General features: G+C 46.4%; 13 protein-coding genes. 5 read left to right on the forward strand and 8 right to left on the reverse strand.

What is annotated here, in order from left to right; all coding sequences use genetic code 11:
• Nucleotides 1–414: 414 nt before the first annotated feature.
• Complete coding sequence (locus tag G8759_RS15670; RefSeq protein WP_167209523.1) at nucleotides 415–921, forward strand: hypothetical protein; 507 nt, start codon at nucleotides 415–417, stop codon at nucleotides 919–921.
• Nucleotides 922–1,124: 203 nt separating this feature from the next.
• Nucleotides 1,125–2,111: an FAD:protein FMN transferase gene (locus G8759_RS15675; RefSeq protein ID WP_167209525.1), complete on the forward strand. Its 987-nt coding sequence runs from the start codon at nucleotides 1,125–1,127 to the stop codon at nucleotides 2,109–2,111.
• A gap of 58 nt (nucleotides 2,112–2,169) precedes the next feature.
• On the opposite strand, the gene G8759_RS15680 is transcribed toward G8759_RS15675, so the two are convergent.
• The 4 genes from G8759_RS15680 to G8759_RS15695 form a co-directional block, all read right to left on the reverse strand.
• Complete coding sequence (locus tag G8759_RS15680) at nucleotides 2,170–4,365, reverse strand: PepSY domain-containing protein (RefSeq protein WP_167209527.1); 2,196 nt, start codon at nucleotides 4,363–4,365, stop codon at nucleotides 2,170–2,172.
• Nucleotides 4,366–4,407: 42 nt separating this feature from the next.
• On the reverse strand, nucleotides 4,408–4,911 hold the full coding sequence (locus G8759_RS15685; RefSeq protein ID WP_167209529.1) for a DUF2271 domain-containing protein: 504 nt from the start codon (nucleotides 4,909–4,911) through the stop codon (nucleotides 4,408–4,410).
• 4 nt (nucleotides 4,912–4,915) lie between these two features.
• On the reverse strand, nucleotides 4,916–6,394 hold the full coding sequence (locus tag G8759_RS15690; RefSeq protein ID WP_167209531.1) for an ankyrin repeat domain-containing protein: 1,479 nt from the start codon (nucleotides 6,392–6,394) through the stop codon (nucleotides 4,916–4,918).
• Nucleotides 6,395–6,539: 145 nt separating this feature from the next.
• Nucleotides 6,540–8,996, reverse strand: a complete 2,457-nt coding sequence (locus tag G8759_RS15695; RefSeq protein WP_232074269.1) for a TonB-dependent receptor — start codon at nucleotides 8,994–8,996, stop codon at nucleotides 6,540–6,542.
• A 96-nt stretch (nucleotides 8,997–9,092) separates the two neighbouring features.
• Between G8759_RS15695 and G8759_RS15700 the strand changes: the two genes are divergently transcribed.
• Both G8759_RS15700 and G8759_RS15705 read left to right on the forward strand, forming a co-directional pair.
• On the forward strand, nucleotides 9,093–10,100 hold the full coding sequence (locus G8759_RS15700) for an AraC family transcriptional regulator (protein ID WP_167209533.1): 1,008 nt from the start codon (nucleotides 9,093–9,095) through the stop codon (nucleotides 10,098–10,100).
• A gap of 156 nt (nucleotides 10,101–10,256) precedes the next feature.
• Nucleotides 10,257–11,087, forward strand: coding sequence for an SDR family oxidoreductase (locus G8759_RS15705; RefSeq protein ID WP_167209535.1), 831 nt, complete (start codon nucleotides 10,257–10,259; stop codon nucleotides 11,085–11,087).
• A 112-nt stretch (nucleotides 11,088–11,199) separates the two neighbouring features.
• Here G8759_RS15705 and G8759_RS15710 read toward each other — a convergent pair whose 3' ends face one another.
• Nucleotides 11,200–12,690 (reverse strand): glycosyltransferase family protein, encoded by a 1,491-nt coding sequence (locus G8759_RS15710; protein WP_167209537.1) that lies wholly within the window; start codon nucleotides 12,688–12,690, stop codon nucleotides 11,200–11,202.
• Nucleotides 12,691–12,702: 12 nt separating this feature from the next.
• Nucleotides 12,703–12,894 carry a hypothetical protein gene (locus G8759_RS15715; protein ID WP_167209539.1) on the reverse strand — a complete coding sequence of 64 codons (192 nt, stop codon included), beginning with the start codon at nucleotides 12,892–12,894 and terminating at the stop codon, nucleotides 12,703–12,705.
• Nucleotides 12,895–13,062: 168 nt separating this feature from the next.
• Between G8759_RS15715 and G8759_RS15720 the strand changes: the two genes are divergently transcribed.
• On the forward strand, nucleotides 13,063–14,343 hold the full coding sequence (locus G8759_RS15720; RefSeq protein WP_232074270.1) for a mandelate racemase/muconate lactonizing enzyme family protein: 1,281 nt from the start codon (nucleotides 13,063–13,065) through the stop codon (nucleotides 14,341–14,343).
• 102 nt (nucleotides 14,344–14,445) lie between these two features.
• Here the strand turns inward: G8759_RS15720 and G8759_RS15725 are convergent, their stop codons facing one another.
• On the reverse strand, nucleotides 14,446–15,159 hold the full coding sequence (locus tag G8759_RS15725) for a glycosyltransferase family 2 protein (RefSeq protein WP_167209541.1): 714 nt from the start codon (nucleotides 15,157–15,159) through the stop codon (nucleotides 14,446–14,448).
• On the reverse strand, nucleotides 15,156–16,892 hold the full coding sequence (locus tag G8759_RS15730) for an LIC_10190 family membrane protein (protein WP_167209543.1): 1,737 nt from the start codon (nucleotides 16,890–16,892) through the stop codon (nucleotides 15,156–15,158). The genes G8759_RS15725 and G8759_RS15730 overlap by 4 nt, the downstream gene beginning before the upstream one ends.
• Nucleotides 16,893–17,087 lie beyond the last annotated feature (195 nt).

A 17,087-nucleotide genomic window follows, 5' to 3' on the forward strand; every position in this document is an offset into this window, starting at 1 on the left:
CGTGCTTGTCAATTTTGTTGTTGCTCTGTAATCGGATACATAGCCAACAAAATCGGAGACTTTTCAAACCTCTTTACTTCGCCTGTCTGACAGGTTACTATTTTTACATCAACCCCTCAGCCTGAGCGGATAGTATATGCTTAAACCGGACTACACGGCTGTCACTGAGCAGGAAATAACCGGTTGAGCATGCTGCGTTCATCACGCATGGGCAAATCCAGTCATACTTAACGAGCCATCTGTACTTATCAATTTGACTTGCTGTTAACAAAAATGCCCTTATCGATTTGTAGGCGGTCTTTGGTCTTAACACGGTGTATTACCTACTTCTGGCTTCCGAAGCACAGAGACTATATGGTGCTAAAGGGTAATAACCGATGCGAATGATGATCGCCTTCTTTAAATTTCACCGCCATGAACACAGACTATGTTACGTTTCTTGAGCGATTCTGGATGGGGGCTGGTTCACAAGGCCAGACCCAAATAGTACGTGATTGGTTACAGACACCGGAGGGCGAGACTTTTTGGAATGCCCTGATCGATGAACAAGATGGTCCATTAACGCCAAAGCTACCTGATGAAAATGAACGAATCCATCTACTCCGTTCGCAACAGTTTACGAGTAGTTCAGTCATATATCGAGGTAGTCTCAACACCGTAAAGAAAGAGCAAATTGATTATCAGTTTGAGGATCTGCTGATGGATGAAACGTTTGTTCGCTGGGCCAAACAAACAGGCTCATCGGTAGACTGTGAGTACTGGTCAATATTCACCCAGAAATACCCTCATAAACAGGTTATTGTAGCCCTGGCAAAACAGTTTATAACATTCCTGTCACGCAACCAACTACCTGAACTTCCGGAATGTAAAATTGACTATGAACTTCAACGACTGTTTTGCCGAATTAACAACAGACGTTAACGAGCCAATTACTGCATTCACCACAATCTGATACTGCCGGAGTAGGAATTACATAGTTTCTGTATGATTAATGTCAAAGACGCTCATAGAAGGGCTGTATTCCAACGCTTTATAACGAGTCTGAGATCTAGTACAGAACGCCCGTCTTTTACTACTTTCTGGCTGAATTGGTTGGCCTGATCAGGCTTTCCTATTTTTGCGGTATGAAACAAGTATTCCTTCTGATCCTGATTTTATCGGGATTCGATGCCACATCCCAGGTGCTGCGAAAACGAACGGCCAAATTAATGGGCAGTCGCTTCGATATCACCATTGTCGCTAATGACTCCCTGGCTGCCGAACGTAATATCGATACGGTAATTGCTGAAGTGACGAGGATCGAGAATTTAATTTCTGACTGGAAAGCTGATTCACAAATTTCGCTGGTCAATAGAAACGCCGGAATTAGTCCGGTTAAGGTCGATCCGGAAGTGTTTGCCCTGACGGAGCGAGCACTCCATTTCTCCAAAATCACAAACGGGGCCTTTGATATCAGTTTTGCCGCGATGGACCGGATCTGGAAATTCGACGGCTCTATGACGGAGATGCCCAGTCCAGAGGCTATTAAAAAATCGGTTGAGAAAGTAGGGTACCAGAATATCGAGCTGGATCGTGAACACTCCACGATTTTTCTCAAACGCAAAGGAATGAAGATTGGCTTCGGTGCCCTGGGCGAAGGGTATGCTGCTGACCGGTGCCGCGATATGATGCTGTCTAAAGGGATTAAAGCCGGAATTGTTAACGGTTCGGGCGATATGAGCACCTGGGGTAAACAACCCGATGGAAGCGACTGGGCAATCGGAATCACCAATCCGCTGCGGAAAGACACGGTTTTCGCTGTTGTGCCATTACGGCAGGGCGCCGTAGTGACCTCAGGAAATTATGAGAAATTCGTGGTGTTCAACGGCAAGCGATACGCGCACATCATCAACCCCAGCACAGGCTATCCGGCTACCGGTGTGAGTAGCGTGACAGTCTTCGGCCCCAGCGCCGAAACCGCCAATGGCTTTAGTACCTCGCTGATGGTGCTGGGCAAAGAAGCCGGGCTGAAACTCATCAGTAAATTCCCGCAATACAGCTATATCCTGATCACTGATGAGGGGCAGATTTTTTCCTCCCGCAACCTGGATCTGAAAAAATACAGTCTGTAGAATGACAACTCCCGGCCAGAGGTCGTTACCAAATCGACAAGGCGTGACGATAACAAGCTTAGTAGCAGTCCATCAATATCTGGCTGTGCGACTGATATACGCTTACAGACTTACCCAGTTTCGTCTGGCAGATCGTTTCGAGCAGATCAATCACATCTTTTTGCATCGCCAGTGACCCGCAAATCATCACGACTCCTTTCATCATCAGTGCATTGGCGATGAACTCGGCATCGTGAGCGATCAGGCTGCTCACGTACTGCCTGTCACCTTCCCGCGAATAAGCCACATGCAGGCTCGTGAGTTTTTGAGCCGTCTGGCTTGCATCCAGAAAATTCCGGTAGCTGTCGAACGATGCGCTTTGCCGGAAACCGCAGTACAAATGACAGGGTATCTGCTGTTTATTCTGGCTAATCATGCCCAGAAACGGCGCAATGCCGGTGCCATTGGCGATCATCACGACGATTGAAGCATTTTTGGGGAAATGAAAATGATCGTTAGAGACGATTCGCGCCCGGATCGTTTCGCCGGGCGTTAGCTTGTGTAAAAAGCTAGATCCTAATCCGCCTGGGTGCAGCCTGACACTCAACTGAAGCTCTTTTTCCAGGACGCCAATCGAATACAGGCGTTCGCGGTGATCATTGGCCGGGTAAATGGCCAGCAAATCGCCCGATGTAATACTCCGCCGACGTCGGGCCCGCAGCCGGATCAGGAAGGTTCCGTCAGACTGCGCGGTGCGGGTGTTATCGGTCACGGTCAATGTCTCAAAACGGGCTGCTGGTCCCGTCAACAGATCAGACGAAACTGGCATCGGCCGGTCGGCCTGCTGCGACCAGGCTTCGGCCCACAAGCCAAAATCTTCCGGCGACCGATCATTGACGGTATGGATGTCGACCAGCGGAACAGTCCAGGGCTGCCCGGCCAGCAACTGATTGACCTCAAAGGCAAACTGGCAGAAATCGGGATAGGCGTGCGACCCGAAACCGAGCACCGAATAACGAACAGGCTGCGGCTGCGGGTATTTTTCAACCAGAGCCGCAAATTTTTGGGCATTCGTCGGAGCCTCGCCGAGTCCATAGGTAGCAGTCAAGGCGATCAGGTACTCTGCTTTGGGGAAAACGGTGTAGTTGTTAAACTCGGTCAGAAAGGATTTCTCACTCTGTTTGATCAACTGCTGGTGAATCGCCTGCGCAAATCGAAACGTACTGCCGTTCTCAGATCCGACCAGAATAATGAACCGGCTCTCATCGGCTGAGTACTTGTTTTTGACGCGGTTGGCTCGTCGTTTCCAGGTGATGGCAAAACCGGAATAGATGAAAAAGAGAATATTCCCCGAAGCCACGGCCAGAATGATGGCCCAGATTGCGCTTGTTCGACCCGTGTGCAGATCCAGGCTCAGGTTGGTCAGTAAGACGGCGGCCGGATACCGGTTTTCTCTCAGGATGTCGCCCGTAATTTGATTGACTGTCAATTCGCGATCCTTGAGTTTTAGCGTATAGTAGTCCTCGACGTCTTCCGAAAACGGAAATTCAATGGTTTGTACGTCTGCAAGCCGCGTGTTTTTAAATACCAAAAAGTCGGCCAGTTTTCGTTCTGGCTTTGACTGAATGGCATCGAAATCGATTTTGGGCGAAACTTTATCCTCACCAACCAGACCGAACCGGGCCAGTGAAAGGTAAGTCCCCGAAAGCGCAATGACAAAGATTGGAATCAGCGACAGCCGTCCCAGCACGACATGGTAATACTGGGCAAAATTGTCCCGGACGATCCGGGTAAAGAATCGTTTGACTCCCCGCTGACGCTGGATAATCAACATGGTGCCTGAAACAGTAATCAACAGCAGCAGGAACGCGGTTAGTCCGATAAAAAACCGACCGGCTTCGTGAAGAAACAGGGAACGATGGAGGGCGGTGACCCACTGGAAGAATTCGCTTTGTTTCGTGGGGATACCCAGAATTTTGCCCGTCTGCGGATCAATGTAAGCAGTCAGGTTTTTTCCATCGGCATCGCTCCCCTTGATCTGCACAAACTGGTTGGCATCGACGCTCAGTTCACTGATTTCGGTATAGCTTTTTTTTAGAACTGGCAGCGTCTGGGCCAGGGTAAGTTGGCCAATGTTATCGACACGATACGGCTGAATTTTCTGCGATACGGGTTCGAACGCCAGAATAATTCCCGTAATCGAGGCCAGGGTCAGCAAAAGAAAAGAAGATACAGCCAACACCAAGTGGCTGTATCTCCAAACAGAAATGGTCATAAATCCGGCCGCGGTTAATTAGGGCAACGTGGTTGGCACAACTCAGTTGCCGGAGTTGGGGCTGAAGCGTACGTAGCGAATATAACCTGTACCTTCACTCTTGGCGGAAAGTCCTTCTGTCGTGAGCGGAATTTCGAGATCTTTCGCGTGATCTTCCTTATCCTCCACGGCACTTTCGAACCGCAGTTTGTAATCTTTATTGAGCTTCGAATTGTCGATTTCCAACACGATGACGCTGCGATCTCCGCCAGCCACCGATGCTCCGGAAATCGCGCTGATATTAGTCGTTTTTTTGCCCACGGCCTTATACCATTCCTTAACGTCAGGATACCACTTTTTATCGGAGCCGAGTACATACAGTGTTTTCTCGTAGACACCTTTTCCATTCATGAGCGAAACGGCGATATACGCTTTTTCGCCCATGTAATTGGTCATCTGGATCATACACTTGTACTGGGTAGTACCCGACTGTTGAGCAAACGAAGCCGATGAACCAGCAACCATCAGGGTCAGGACCAGCAGGCCGATTTTATGCAAACAAGACATACACTTATTTTAGAAAGTTAACAGACACGTTGTTTTTAGCCAATGATTCATTCTCGCTGGCCAGATCGAAAGCGGTTTCTTTAAAGTTGGTCGGAATGTCTTTTTTTGCGCCAATGGACAGCAGATATTTAAGCATGGCGTCATCTTTCGATACCATAGCCGCCTTATGCAGAGCCGTAATACCTTCCTTGTTTTTGCTGTTTACATCGATCTGGAGAGGCTCCAGCCGTTTCACCAGCGAAAGGTCGTTTTTGGCAACCGCCAGATGGTACAACGTATTGCCATTCTTCTGGGCAGCCTTCATATCGAGCCCTTTTTCCTGAATCAGTTTCAGCTTCGCATCGAATTCATCGGCACGTGGTCCGCTACCAGCATAGGACTGTACCAGATAAGCGGCCAGATTGTCGCCGTTTTTATCCGTTACTTTAACGTCGGCTCCTTTAGTTAACAGATAGCCTACTACTTCGGGTGAATTGCCCCGAACCGCCAAAGCCAGTGCCGTTGCACCCTTCTGGTTAGTCTGGTTGATGTTTTTTACGTTCGGTTGCAGCATTTCCAGCACGGTAATGTCCCGGTTGGCTGCGGCAGCGTTCAGAAAGGCCGTGTTACCTTCTTCATCCGCCTGATTGACATCGACGCCTTTCGCCAGAAAATACTGGATAATTTCATTCTGCTTGGGTCTGCGAACAAGTGCGTGCAGGACGTTTTCACCGGCTTTATTGGTTGCGGTCGGTTTGATGTTAAGACTTTCCAGGTACTGAAACACTTCGATGGAATTCGCACCCTGACGTCCACCCTGGCTGGCCATAATTATGGCATTGTCATTGACAGGAACTCCTCGTTGCAGCAGCGCTTTCAGGATATTGATATTGCCACCCCTGGCTGCATAACTAAACGCGTTGTTACCGGCAGCATCGGTACTTTTCAAATCAAGGCCTTTCGAGACAAAATAATCGGTCAGCTTAAGATCCTTGTCATTGGCAATCGCAATCAGCAAGGCATTGGCTCCGTCGTGATTCAGATCCTTTTTTAGATCAGCTCCGTTCTGGAGGCACAATTCATAGACCTGCGTGTTCGGTTGGCCACTACCAGCCGCAAAATTCAGGACGGTCATGCCGTGGCTGTCTTCTACGTTGGCTTTTGACCCTTTCGCGATCAGGTATTCCATAATGTCGACATTGCCCCGGTTGGCGGCCCAGTGCAGATAAATGCGGCTATCATGCGTAATCTTGTTCACGTCATTACCGGGCTGCGACAACAGATACTTGATCGTCTCGTTGGGAGCCTGGGCGTTGATCGCCATCACGACGGGGTCAAAACTAGTTGAATTGAATTGCGACGGGCTGTTTCCTTTCTCGACTTCCGCCTTAACCTGGGCCACATCAGGCTTGCCCTGCCAGAACGACTGTTCCAGCAGAACGTTTTTCTGGGCCTGGGCTGAGAAGGCAATGCCTGCCAGAATGGCGATAATTATTTTTTTCATACTGATATACTAGAGTTGAAATGCTGATACAACGTGTTTAGGCACTAGGCGAAAAACGAAACGGGGTGCAAATTAATAAGATTCAGTCTAAATAAGGCTTATTAGTGGCTACTAAATTTAAAAACCTATAAGGTCTCCAAAGACCTTATAGGTTAAAATTGACCCGTACTGATTTATTTAAACCGATAGGACAGTGTTGCTGTAAACTGCCGGGGGGAATCGGCATAATGCTATAGCGGTCGTGAATCAGGTAATTTAACGTATTGGTAATGTTCGACACTTTGGCCAGTAATGAAATTTTCTGGTACGTATAGCCTGCCGACAGGTCGAACGTTGTGAAGCCGGTCAGCGGAATCAGACGGCTAAATTCCGGGGTTTGCCCATACGTATTGTTGTTGCCGCCATAACGGGCTCCTGTATAAAAAGCCGACGCACCCAGTTTTAAACCACGCAATTGTGGTAAATCAAACGTGTAGAAAATAGTAGCATTTGCTGTGTGTGCCGGGTTGTTGGTTAACCGTTCGCCTTCGATGGGTGATCCTTTTACGAGTGATGCTTTGGTATACCGCATGTAATTATAGCCGTATCCGGTAATGAAATAGAAATTCTTCGACAGATTACCCGTCAGATCTATTTCCAGGCCGTCGCTGGTGGTTTGACCCGTAAACTCCTTCACGTTTGCGTCAGCATTAGCGGTTCCATCTGCTTTGAGCGGGGCCATCTGGGCAAAATTACTGTTTACAATGTGATAAAAGCCGAGGTTGGCCGTAAATCGACCATTAAACAATTCGTTTTTCACCCCCGCTTCAAACTGGTCGACAATAGAAGGCTTTAAGAGTTGCCCATAAATATCGACCCCCGAGTTGATGGTGAAGTTGTTTGAGTAGCTACCAAAAAACGAGGTGGTTTTGGTGGGCTGATACATCAGAGCCACTTTAGGCGAAAAGGCCGCATCGGTTTTGGTTTCGGCCGTGCCCCGCGTTTCAACCTGGGACAACAGATTAAGGATAGTAGTCTGCACTGTTCTTTGCTGCGACCAACGAATACCAGCCAGAATTTTAAATTTATCGGTCAGGCTGATTAAATCCTGTGCATAGAAACCCAGCCGCGTTGAGGGCGATGTGGTCCGGCTAGTTGCGGTAGCATCGGGAATGTCGGTGCGGGCTTCGTACAGACTCGGATTCAGAATGTTGATTTTATCGTAAGATGTTTTGCCCGTCCCATAATTAACCGTGTACGAATTGCTCTCGCTCACAATACTAACCAAATCACTACCGACCAGCAGTTGGTGACCAATAGCGCCGGTATTGAACCGACCGTTGAGGTTAACCTGCCCGGTGGCATTGTTTTCGCTGGTCATAGTTCGGCTGAGCGTGCGGGTCCAGTCGCCGGTAGCCGATACATTATTGTTGGGTACACCTGCCCCATAGGCACTAACATTCGTTCCCTGAGCCGAAGCAATGGCTGTCAATTTCCAGTTGTTAGAAAACGCATGATCAATGTTCAGTGAGCCGGATGTCTGATCGACATTGTTATAAGCCCAGGGGGTATTGATGAACCGCGAACGGGGCACGTCGGGAATGATGGCATCCTGATTGAGGTTCAGCGAACCGATACCGTTATCGGGTGTCAAATCTGATTTCAGGTAATCGCCCTGAAGCAGAATGGTGGTTTTCTGGCCTAGTTTGTAGAGCAGGGATGGATTGGCATATACCCGGTTCGTTTTCACGTCATCCCGGTAACTTTTGGCGGTCTCATACGTGCCGACCACCCGAAAGGCCAGGTTTTTTGCCAGTGGACCGTATACATCAACGATGGGTTTGTAAAGGCCATAACTACCCACTCGCATCGACACTTCGCCCCCGTGCTCAAATTTTGGTTTCTTAGTAACCATGTTGATTATCAGACCACCTGAAACATTGCCATACAGCAAGGCAGAACTACCTTTCAACACTTCTACCGATTCCAGAGTACTGGCTTCGGGGAAACCCATCGTATTGGAAATGACCCCATTTTTAAAAATGCTTCCTCCTGCACCGGCAATGCCAATGCTATAGCCCCGTGCCGAAAACGTTTCGGCCACACCGCCCCGCTGCTGAGTTAAAGATACCCCGCTCACGTTTTTCAGGACATCGCCCAGGCGGGCCGCCTGCTGGTTTGCAATAACCACACTACTGACCACACCGCTCATCTGCGGAAGGTCTAATGGGGCAATCGCAGCTTTACCCAGGGTAACAGTTCGGTTATTTCCGGTGACTTCAACTTCGCTCAATTGGGCTGCGCTCTCAATCAGGGAGAAATCCGTTTGTATGGTCTGACCGGCCTTTACAGAAACGGTCTTCTCCTGGGTTTGCAGGCCCACGAATGTGATCTGCATCGTGTAGGTGCCAGCACTAATTCCTTTCAACTGGTAGCTGCCGTCTTCAGCTGTAATCGTTCCTTTGCGAATTTCCTTCAGACTAACATTAACGAAGGAAGCTGGATTACCATCACTGGTTTTTACACTACCACGAATTGATCCATGCGTTTGAGCAAGGCTCTCAACCACAGTGAGCATTCCCAGACTTAAACACAGAACGAAAATGGAATAAATATGTCTCATTTTATTTAGATTAATTCTAATTTAGTGCAAATTTGTGGCTTGAATGAGTAGGGTAGGTATCGTAACCGGGAGCATTCCTATCGAAATCGGGCTATTTTGGAAATAACTATAAAATCTAAGGGCGTTGACACACCGTTACGTCAGGAAGAATTGACGGGTAATGATGGGCAAACTGAGCTCTTTAAGGAGAAGCACGTCAGGATTCAGCATGAGCAGATAGGCTGCATTACCGATACGCAGCTCACAACGGGTAATTTCTTTATGGCCCACTGTAAGATCCAGCTCACGCAATCGATCCAGTTGGTGAAGGAAGTAGAAGGGGATATTATTCAACTGGATTTTGCGCTGCGGGGTGAAAGCAAGGCGTTAACGGGCGGGAAGACAATGAGCCAGGCCTTCTCAACTGGTCAGCATAATATTGCCTATATTCCTCCGTCGGAAAGTATTTATGACTACTATGCATCTCCTGAACAACTGGATTATAGCGTAGTTGTGATTCCCAAAGAAAATTATTTTCGCCTAATACCGCCTGATAGTGACTTACATCAGCACCTGGTAACCAGGATTAACCAGAAGAAAGCTGCTTATGTATCGGCTAAAAACCTGCCAATTACGTCAGCTATGGACTGGATCATTCGGGATATGCGTGCCAGCCAGCGGACGGGCTCGCTGAAACGGTTATTTCTGGAGTCCAGGATAACTGAACTACTCATGCTTCAACTGGAGCAAATGCAGAGTACTCAACCCATTGGTCTTCTCTCTAAAAAAGCGGATATCCATAAAATACACGAAGCTCGCGAAGTGCTGGATAGCTGTTACCCGAATACGCCCACGATTATTGAATTGGCTAAACTCGTTGGCCTGAATGAATTTAACCTGAAGCGAGGATTCAAAGAACAACTAGGAACGACGATCCTTGGCTACATTACCCAACGGCGGATGGAGGATGCCCGACGCTTTTTGCTGGAGGGTGAAAAAACGATCAGCGAAATAGCGTACTGGGTAGGCTATAAAAACCCGGCTCATTTTACGGTAGCCTTTAAAAAATACTTCGGGATGCTGCCCAGTGCTATTCGGACGCACCCGGGCTGTGACTTATCTTAAAGGTAATCGTTTGTCGCAATGTCAAATCCATCCTGGGATTCAGCAATCAGAAGAGATAAGCAACTGCCTGTTTTTGTATAAGTCATCCGTTGAAATGTATAAGCCCAATGCTGTTTATCGCCTGACCTTTGCACTGAACAAATAAAGTGTAAAACAATGGCAAAGACAGTGTTAATTACCGGAACATCTTCCGGTTTTGGCAAACAAACCGCTAAACTTTTTCACGAAAACGGATGGAGCGTAATCGCAACCATGCGCGCTCCCGAAAAGGAAACGGAATTGACTCAATTGGATAATGTGATAGTTGATTATCTGGATGTTAAGGATACCGAATCCATTCGAAAAGCGGTTAAAGCCGGTACAGATACGTTCGGTACAATTGACGCACTCATCAACAATGCAGGCTATGGCGTGATGGGTGTTTTTGAGTCTGCTACAGAAGAACAGATTCGGCAGCAGTATGCCGTAAATGTATTCGGAATGATGCAGGTTACTCAGGCTGTGCTTCCTTATATGCGGGCTCAGGGTAGCGGAACGATCATCAATATTTCTTCATTTGGTGGTGTCGTTGCGTTACCATTTGGTAGTTTATATAACAGTTCGAAATTTGCCGTAGAAGGCTTTTCCGAAGCCTTATCGCACGAAGTGCTTCCTTTGGGGATAACAGTCAAAATCATTGAGCCGGGTGGAGTCGTCACTAATTTTCGAAATGGGCTGACTATGATCAACAATAAGATTCCTGTTTACAATCCTCTGCTGGCTTCGTTTTTTGGTCGGTACGCGCAAACGACCCAACATCTTCCAAAAGCAAGTCCAGAAATGGTTGCCGCGACCATTTACGAAGCGACTACTGATGGAAAACAACAACTGCGTTATGTAGTGGGTGAGGATGCCCAATTTTACATCGATGCCAAAACAAAAAACAGCGATGAGGCATATACGAGGTTGATTCGTGATTATTTTGTCAATGATCCCGTAAGCCAATAGTGTATGCTAGTCGTTATTTATAGATCTTTGGCTAAAAGCCGTGCCACCGCAGCCGATGATTATTAATGATGCTCTTAATAACTGTGTTACGGCTTTTGGCCAAAGATCTGGCTTATTCTTTTTTATAAAGTACCCATATTTCATTAATTGTTCCTATTTTTTTTGACTGTAAATATTCGTTCGTATTCCACAGGATTGCAGATGAATAAAGAGTCGGTTTAAAACCCAGGCTGTCGAAAAGTGACAGCTTTTCTTTTGCATCATTAAATGTAGTTACCATCCAGGCATTTTTTAAATACCGGGCAGAATCAGCATTGTTAAATTTGATAAGCTTAATGTTCGGCGCATTTTTTCGGTAAAAAGTTAATGGGAGACCGCTTTCCGTTTCAAATGGCGTACGCGAAAAACAATAAATAGTGGGTTCTGAATCCTTAAATGTATTTGTCAACTTTCTGGTAAATTCTATTGCTTGATAATACGGATTTAAGATTAAAAATAAAATTAGTACCAGTGTATTAAGTGCAATACTGAAATATGAAATTCCTTTTAGGAAATTGCGAATCCCTGTTCGGGCACGTTGATAATAAGTAATAAATGACTCTAAACCCCAGCCTGCTATAACCGGTAACACATTGACTATCGGGAACATAAATCGTTCTTCCTTGTGTGCTACCAAGCAATGGCCTATAATAAAAAACGCGACGGCAAAAACCAGCGGCTGACGATATTGTTGCCCAGCGCCTTTCAGGCTGTAATAAAAAAGAAAAATACTAAGCGGTGGCGTGCCAATAACCAGAGCCAGCAATAAGATATACCACAAAAAACTGGAGGTGCCAAATTCAGCTGCTTTACCGTCTATAATATTTACCCGGTAATAATCGAAGGGGGTAAAAACCAACTGGTGATAAAAATGATAATCTAAAAAAATATTAATGGCTACTCCTGCGGAAAAACCAATCGCCATAGGCAACAGATTTACATATTTTCTGTCGATAAACAGAAACCATATACCAAAGCCAACAATACCAAATGCTATTTGAAAACGGAAATAAAAAGCCAGGCTAAACAGGAAACCTGTTAATAATACATATAGAAACTTTTCTTTTTTTAGTTCATACAATAGAATGGCACCGAAGAATACAATTGACGATGCCATTTCAGAACTAAATAATGTACGGATATAGGGAAGTGACCAGGATAAATTGATAAGTAACAGGACCAGGTATAGTAGTTTTTTATTGGACTTAAAATAATAAATGCCAATCGCGTTAAATACGACAAAACCCAGCAGTCCAAAAATAAGGCGCAGGATTGCCAGTTGTACGAAGGCATCATATATATGGAAAAACCGACAGGCGATAATAAATCCCGAAAACAGATAAACTTGTACGGTTGGCCGTATATGGCTCTTTAATTCCCAGACACTGGTAGCACCGGAAGGTTCCCCCAGTTGCCAGGAAGAAAACTCGATTAATTGAAAATGCTGGTCAGGATGAAGGAATCCAACCTGAGTAATAGAGAAAATGATTTGTACAAGCAGGGAAAAGAACAAAAGCCACCGTAAACGTGAATCGTCAATCCTGAATCGTGAATTTATTTCCATTTTGAACATCACTTATTGATGTGCGGGTAAGTTGATTTTTGTATTCTGATTGTTACGATAGCGCCTTACAAACAAGCCTTCCAGAAAAGGCTGTTGCGTCGTTGTGTAGCGTTGAAAAAATAGACCTGAGTCAGACTGCTCAGGCAATTCCTTAGGGTCTCGAATGGGCATTGAAGCGGCAGACACCCTTGTAAATACCTTCATGGGATGTAAACATAATACAAAATCATTTCACCACTTATCGTACGGGTTTTGAGCTTATCCTGTAAGGTTTGCTTAGCTAGACAAAACTATAACAGGCACCAAACCGCATGCTGAGTCTTATTTGATTAATATAGAGCTAATAAGGAAACGTAATGTCTTTTGTCCAGTATGATCGATTCATCGTTGCCTTTGCTTGTTTATCTGACTTTACCCATTCCAATGCAGCGCCGACAATTTCTCCAGAAAACGATTGTAAGCAGTAGTCTGCTCGCTAATCCCAGCGTTTTTAACCAGAATCAAACAGCTGGCAGTGAATTGCCTGCCTGGAAATTGCCTGATCTGCACAAAGCGATTGCTGATCCTGTACTCATTCGATCCGTTGAATTGCTTAAGACGCAGGGACAATTGATGGTGGTGGTAACTGCGCAGGACGGAACAAAGGGCATTACCCAATGCAACGAACGGATGCAGAATCTGACCTCGTTATTGAAAGGGCTTGTCATTGAGCACTTTACGGGGAAAGATGCACGCGATCTGCCGCAGTTAATTGACGATTCTTACCGTCTCAATTCGAACTACAAATATGCCGGTATGTCGCTCTGGAACTGCATTGGTTCTGTCGAAATTGCCGTTTGGGATCTGTTGGGGCGCCTAAGCAAAAAACCAGTCTATCAGTTACTGGGAAAACCCCTTCGGAATCAATATGAGGTATATATTTCTGATTTTGATCGGGGCACCGATACCGCAGATGTTGTTGAGCGACTGGCGCAGAAACTGGCTGCTACAGGCGCTAAAGGGGTAAAAATCAAGGTTGGTGGACGCATGAGAAATACGCCGGAGGATGACCGCCGAACGCGACTTTTCGTTCCTTTAGTCCGCAAGAAATTAGGGAGTAAGATCACAATCTATGCCGATGCAAACGGTTCATATACACCGGAAGAAGGTATTGAGATTGGCCATATGCTGGAAGATAATGGAGTTGCCATTTTTGAGGAGCCCTGCAATTTTGAAGATGAAGAAGGATTGCGACGTGTAAATAAATCACTCACAAAACTCCGGCTGGCGGGTGGAGAGCAGGACACTAGTCTCTACCGATTTGAGCGATTGGCACGAACAGATGTCTATGATTTATTACAGGCTGATATCTATTATAACGGCGGTATTTTACGAGGGTTGCAGGTCGCTGAAATTGCCCGAACCTACGGTAAAACTATAGCGCCACATACGCCTAAATCTGATCCGCTTATTGCTCCATTCTGGCACTTAGCCGCCATTTGCCCCAACCTATATGGCCTTCAGGAGTTTGTCTATGAACTGAATAGCAAACCAGCTACCTGGTATGAACCCGCCATTCGAGTGCAGGGTGGTGTCATGCAAATACCCAATACACCAGGATTAGGAATCAACTACGACGAACAGATCTGGAAATCGGCCGAACGGATTGTGTAACTGATTAGCTTTGTTTGTACCGAATTTTAGCCTGTTATAACCCCGTTTTATAGTCACTTTTCGGTGAAATTTATTGGCCTGGTCGTCTCATTATTGTGCCTTTTACGCTACAAAAAGATTGTATTTTAAAATAGCATACATAGCCCTGAAGCCGTCTCGCCAGCCAATTTTTTTGCCATCAGAATACGTACGGCCATAGTAAGAGATACCAACTTCGTAGATGCGAATACCAGGAACACGGGCCAGTTTTGCCGTGATCTCCGGTTCGAAGCCAAATCGTTTTTCCCGAAGATCGATTCGTTGGATCAATGCTGTTCGGAATACCTTGTAGCATGTTTCCATATCGGTCAGGTTCAGGTCCGTAAATATATTAGACACCAGCGTCAGAATTTTATTGCCCACAGAATGCCAGAAATACAGCACCCTGTGTGGGTGGTTGCCAATAAATCGGGTGCCATAAACAACATCGGCTTTCCCGTCTATCAGGGGCTGAAGCAATAATATATATTCGCTGGGGTCATACTCCAGATCGGCATCCTGAATGATGAGCCAGTCGCCGGTAGCTAGCTGAATGCCAGTGCGCAGAGCCGCCCCTTTCCCCTGATTCGTTGGTTGACAAACATAGTGTGTACTTACATCCGGGTAGCCCTGCTGGAATGCCCTGACAAGCAGACCCGTGTGATCCGTCGAACAGTCATCGACTACAATGATCTCTTTCTGGATGGACAACGGAAGTGGAGACGCGGCCACCTTGTGCAATAGTTCTGTAATGGTACGTTCTTCGTTATAGGCGGGAATAACAATGCTCAGGATCATTTTGGTGGTAGTTGGATAGAGTTATGTGCCAATGTGTCAATGGTTGGGTGAGTTAATCTAAAGCCCTCCGCAATGGTCTTTCCCCTCAGTTGCAAATCATCTGAAAAGAATGGTGTGCAGGGTTGTTCAATGTCTAAACATGCCTCGCATGGCGCGCGTGGAACAACTACCGCCAGGCCACTACGGGTTCTGTGAAAGTCGTAGTATGTGGTTTGTGCTTCAGAATTAATGTGGCTTAACTTTGCAGGTATGAGTAGAAGATCGACCAGTGAATTGAGATTGTGATTCCCCCTTCTAACCGCAGCGAAAACGAATAAACCGATCAGCGTTAGTCCGACTAATCCCGTAGCAATTCGTGTAGGCAACGGTCGCTGGAGTAGGTGTAGGTTATGAATGGGTAATAAAGCGGCTATCCAGATAAAGGCATAACCAAACCGGAATTCGGGAGCTTTCAAAAACCAAAATAAAAATCCGGCCAGAGCTACTATATAAGCTGGCAACAACCTCCGCAGACGCTCGTGGCCATAAATGTATTGGGAGGCCATCAACAGGGGCGACACTACGGCCATAATGAACGTAGGCCGGTTGGGCCAGTTGTACCAGAACCACCAGTGGGTCCACCACCAAGATACCCATCGGGCAAACGGCCAGGTGAGTTTTTCTGGATCGAATTTGGTTTCGGGAAGGTGAAAGCGTGCCCAAAACGTAACGAAATCTTGTTCAAAACGAACCGCGTTTTTAGCCAATTTCCAATCGACCGAAACTAGATCAAGTTCAGTAAATGGGAAGATTAGATAGCCTGACAGAATAACGTTCCGGGCCAGCCAGGGGCCAATAAGCAAACAAGCTAGTATCATTACCCAGATTCCATGTTTCCACCTAAGCCAGTGCCGGTGCTCATAGGCCACAAACGGCAGGAGTAGCAGGATTGGCAGCGTAGCTAGTTTCACGGTCAGGCATGTGAATACTAATGCTACCAGCAAAAACGCCCGGAATCGATTACTGTTTCTGGTGTCATCAAGCCATACTAAAAATACGAAAAGTGTTAACAATGTGGCCCATACGTCTGTGCCAGGTGCATTGACCTGGCGGATCAAAAAAAATAAGGTCAGACACACTATGCTGAGTTGAAGATTCCGCAAAACGGGACTCAGATTGAGCCGCTGAAGTTGCCCGATACTGTAACCCCCAAAGAGGAGAAGCAGGAAACCGTTGAGCGGGAACAGCGTTTGATTAGCCAGATCTGTAAAGCCGAAAGCAGCTCCAATCACAAAAAAGCTGGAATTAAAAGCCAGACGACTGAATAGATTGCCAAGTCCTGGAATAGCCGCATACCGCTCAACATACCGGATAGTGGGCAGGTGATAGGTACCACTATCGGGATTGGCAGGACGTTCGATGGCATAGAATAGTACAACTATGACGAGTATCCAACATACAGGCTGTCGGACAAGTTTGTGAAAATTGGTCATAGCCCCACGTATCGGACGATTCGCCAATTGCCAGTTTATAAAAATAACCAGCAACGCTAGACCTGCAACAAACCAGAAATTAGTCGGGAAGAAAATTGAGACGAACTGCAACACACTGATTACACCAATCAGACCCACCAGGACCGTTTCAGTTGGGGAAACCGTTCCTGGCCAATGGCGTTGCAGGACAAGCACAATGACCTCGCCCAGCACCAACAATAGTATGTAAAGTAGAGCCCATAGAAGTAAGAGTATTAGCATGTTATGTTGGATAGCGTAATGCGATAAATTAGTGGCGATCTAGCTGTGGCAATACTCTGACTGGAGTATTGGTTGCGGATTGACGAAGAGTTAGAACCAAACCTCAACCAGTTATTCTTTGCACTTCTTTTTCGTAAAAGACATCCTACATACTGATTAGTCAACGCGTTGCTAATCAGTATGTAGGATGCTCTC

This window comes from Spirosoma aureum (genome assembly GCF_011604685.1).
Classification (GTDB): Bacteria; Bacteroidota; Bacteroidia; order Cytophagales; family Spirosomataceae; genus Spirosoma; species Spirosoma aureum.

What these genes read in the sequence shown, in the direction of transcription:
- G8759_RS15730 (WP_167209543.1), bottom strand. Translation starts at nt 16,892, where the DNA reads ATGCTAATACTCTTACTTCTATGGGCTCTACTTTACATACTATTGTTG.
- G8759_RS15725 (WP_167209541.1), bottom strand. Translation starts at nt 15,159, where the DNA reads ATGATCCTGAGCATTGTTATTCCCGCCTATAACGAAGAACGTACCATT.
- G8759_RS15715 (WP_167209539.1), bottom strand. Translation starts at nt 12,894, where the DNA reads ATGAAGGTATTTACAAGGGTGTCTGCCGCTTCAATGCCCATTCGAGAC.
- G8759_RS15695 (WP_232074269.1), bottom strand. Translation starts at nt 8,996, where the DNA reads ATGAGACATATTTATTCCATTTTCGTTCTGTGTTTAAGTCTGGGAATG.
- G8759_RS15670 (WP_167209523.1), top strand. Translation starts at nt 415, where the DNA reads ATGAACACAGACTATGTTACGTTTCTTGAGCGATTCTGGATGGGGGCT.
- G8759_RS15710 (WP_167209537.1), bottom strand. Translation starts at nt 12,690, where the DNA reads ATGGAAATAAATTCACGATTCAGGATTGACGATTCACGTTTACGGTGG.
- G8759_RS15705 (WP_167209535.1), top strand. Translation starts at nt 10,257, where the DNA reads ATGGCAAAGACAGTGTTAATTACCGGAACATCTTCCGGTTTTGGCAAA.
- G8759_RS15685 (WP_167209529.1), bottom strand. Translation starts at nt 4,911, where the DNA reads ATGTCTTGTTTGCATAAAATCGGCCTGCTGGTCCTGACCCTGATGGTT.
- G8759_RS15690 (WP_167209531.1), bottom strand. Translation starts at nt 6,394, where the DNA reads ATGAAAAAAATAATTATCGCCATTCTGGCAGGCATTGCCTTCTCAGCC.
- G8759_RS15720 (WP_232074270.1), top strand. Translation starts at nt 13,063, where the DNA reads ATGATCGATTCATCGTTGCCTTTGCTTGTTTATCTGACTTTACCCATT.
- G8759_RS15680 (WP_167209527.1), bottom strand. Translation starts at nt 4,365, where the DNA reads ATGACCATTTCTGTTTGGAGATACAGCCACTTGGTGTTGGCTGTATCT.
- G8759_RS15675 (WP_167209525.1), top strand. Translation starts at nt 1,125, where the DNA reads ATGAAACAAGTATTCCTTCTGATCCTGATTTTATCGGGATTCGATGCC.